Source organism: Thalassolituus maritimus, from assembly GCF_900156675.1.
Lineage (GTDB): Bacteria > Pseudomonadota > Gammaproteobacteria > Pseudomonadales > Oceanobacteraceae > Thalassolituus > Thalassolituus maritimus.
Map to the genome: position 1 here is coordinate 2,082 of NZ_FTOH01000021.1, position 3,116 is coordinate 5,197.

The 3,116-nt window shown below is 51.1% G+C and carries 1 rRNA gene; it reads left to right on the forward strand.

Features of this window, described 5'->3' with window-relative positions:
- Positions 1-144: 144 nt before the first annotated feature.
- Positions 145-3,030: ribosomal RNA gene (locus BW941_RS17450) — 23S ribosomal RNA — on the forward strand.
- Positions 3,031-3,116 lie beyond the last annotated feature (86 nt).

A 3,116-nucleotide genomic window follows, 5' to 3' on the forward strand; every position in this document is an offset into this window, starting at 1 on the left:
GTTGTTCTTTAAAAATTTGGATACATGAGAATTGAGATTCTCAAGCGAACCGGCGGTTGCTTGATCGGATTAACGTCAATAACTTCTCACCTTAAAATCTTGTGCTTCATAGCTTGTAAGCATCGAGATGGTTTGGGGTTATATGGTCAAGTGACTAAGCGTGCACGGTGGATGCCTTGGCATCTGGAGGCGATGAAAGACGTAGTAGCCTGCGATAAGCTTCGGTGAGGTGGCAAACAACCTTTGACCCGGAGATCTCTGAATGGGGAAACCCACCTGTCATCAGGCAGGTATCCTTAACTGAATACATAGGTTAAGGAGGCGAACCGGGAGAACTGAAACATCTAAGTACCCCGAGGAAAAGAAATCAACCGAGATTCCCTTAGTAGCGGCGAGCGAACGGGGACCAGCCCTTAAGCTGTTTTGTGATTAGTAGAACGCTCTGGAAAGTGCGGCCATAGTGGGTGATAGCCCCGTATACGAAAATCTATTTACAGTGAAATCGAGTAGGTCGGGACACGTGTTATCCTGACTGAATATGGGGGGACCATCCTCCAAGGCTAAATACTCCCAGATGACCGATAGTGAACCAGTACCGTGAGGGAAAGGCGAAAAGAACCCCTGTGAGGGGAGTGAAATAGATCCTGAAACCGTGTACGTACAAGCAGTGGGAGCCGATTTATTCGGTGACTGCGTACCTTTTGTATAATGGGTCAGCGACTTAATGTATGTGGCAAGGTTAAGCAAATTGCGGAGCCGTAGGGAAACCGAGTGTTAACTGCGCGTCCAGTCGCATGCATTAGACCCGAAACCGGGCGATCTATCCATGAGCAGGTTGAAGGTTGAGTAACATCAACTGGAGGACCGAACCCACTGTCGTTGAAAAGCCAGGGGATGACTTGTGGATAGGAGTGAAAGGCTAATCAAGCCCGGAGATAGCTGGTTCTCCTCGAAAACTATTTAGGTAGTGCCTCGTGTCTAACCATGGGGGGTAGAGCACTGTTAAGGCTAGGGGGTCATCCCGACTTACCAACCCTTTGCAAACTCCGAATACCCATGAGTTCAATCACGGGAGACACACGGCGGGTGCTAACGTCCGTCGTGGAAAGGGAAACAACCCAGACCGTCAGCTAAGGTCCCAAAGTTACAGTTAAGTGGGAAACGATGTGGGAAGGCTAAAACAGCTAGGAGGTTGGCTTAGAAGCAGCCACCCTTTAAAGAAAGCGTAATAGCTCACTAGTCGAGTCGGCCTGCGCGGAAGATATAACGGGGCTCAAACTGTACACCGAAGCTACGGATGCACTTAGTGCATGGTAGAGGAGCGTTCTGTAAGCCGTTGAAGGTCAAGGTGTGAACCAGGCTGGAGGTATCAGAAGTGCGAATGCTGACATGAGTAACGATAAAGGGAGTGAAAAACTCCCTCGCCGGAAACCCAAGGGTTCCTGTCCAACGTTAATCGGGGCAGGGTTAGTCGGCCCCTAAGGCGAGGCTGAAAAGCGTAGTCGATGGGAAACAGGTTAATATTCCTGTACTTGTTTGTAGTGCGATGGGGAGACGGAGAAGGCTAGGCCAGCACGGCGTTGGTTGTCCGTGTTTAAGCTAGTAGGCAGAGATCTTAGGCAAATCCGGGATCTTAATGCCGAGAGGTGATGACGGTGACTCTACGGAGTCCGAAGTGGTCGATGCCATGCTTCCAGGAAAATCCTCTAAGCTTCAGCTACAAAGAAACCGTACTCTAAACCGACACAGGTGGGTAGGTAGAGAATACCAAGGCGCTTGAGAGAACTCGGGTGAAGGAACTAGGCAAAATGGCACCGTAACTTCGGGAGAAGGTGCGCCGGTTTTGGTGGTTCAATCGAACATAAGCTGAGACCGGTCGAAGATACCAGGTGGCTGCGACTGTTTATTAAAAACACAGCACTCTGCAAACACGAAAGTGGACGTATAGGGTGTGACGCCTGCCCGGTGCCGGAAGGTTAATTGATGGGGTTAGCATTAGCGAAGCTCTTGATCGAAGCCCCGGTAAACGGCGGCCGTAACTATAACGGTCCTAAGGTAGCGAAATTCCTTGTCGGGTAAGTTCCGACCTGCACGAATGGCGTAACGACGGCCACACTGTCTCCACCCGAGACTCAGTGAAATTGAATTCGCAGTTAAGATGCTGCGTTCCCGCGGCTAGACGGAAAGACCCCGTGAACCTTTACTATAGCTTCACAGTGAACTTTGAATTGGCTTGTGTAGGATAGCTGGGAGGCTTTGAAGCGGTGACGCCAGTTACCGTGGAGCCAACCTTGAAATACCAGCCTGGTCAATTTGGGGTTCTAACTCAGGTCCATTATCTGGATCGAGGACACTGTGTGGTGGGTAGTTTGACTGGGGCGGTCTCCTCCCAAAGAGTAACGGAGGAGCACGAAGGTCGGCTAATCCTGGTCGGACATCAGGAGGTTAGTGCAATGGCATAAGCCGGCTTAACTGCGAGACAGACACGTCGAGCAGGTACGAAAGTAGGTCATAGTGATCCGGTGGTTCTGTATGGAAGGGCCATCGCTCAACGGATAAAAGGTACTCCGGGGATAACAGGCTGATACCGCCCAAGAGTTCACATCGACGGCGGTGTTTGGCACCTCGATGTCGGCTCATCACATCCTGGGGCTGAAGCCGGTCCCAAGGGTATGGCTGTTCGCCATTTAAAGTGGTACGCGAGCTGGGTTTAGAACGTCGTGAGACAGTTCGGTCCCTATCTGCCGTGGGCGTTTGAGATTTGAGAAGAGCTGCTCCTAGTACGAGAGGACCGGAGTGGACGAACCTCTGGTGTTCCGGTTGTCACGCCCGTGGCATTGCCGGGTAGCTACGTTCGGACGGGATAAACGCTGAAAGCATCTAAGCGTGAAGCCTCCTTCAAGATGAGATCTCACTGGAACTTCGAGTTCCCTGTAGGGCCCTGGAAGACTACCAGGTTGATAGGTCAGGTGTGTAAGCGTTGTGAGGCGTTGAGCTAACTGATACTAATTGCCCGTGAGGCTTGACCATATAACACCCAAACTGGTGTATAAACAGTTAAAGACACGAACAGGCAGCCGCCGGTTCGCGAGAGAATCTCGACTCATGTATCCAAC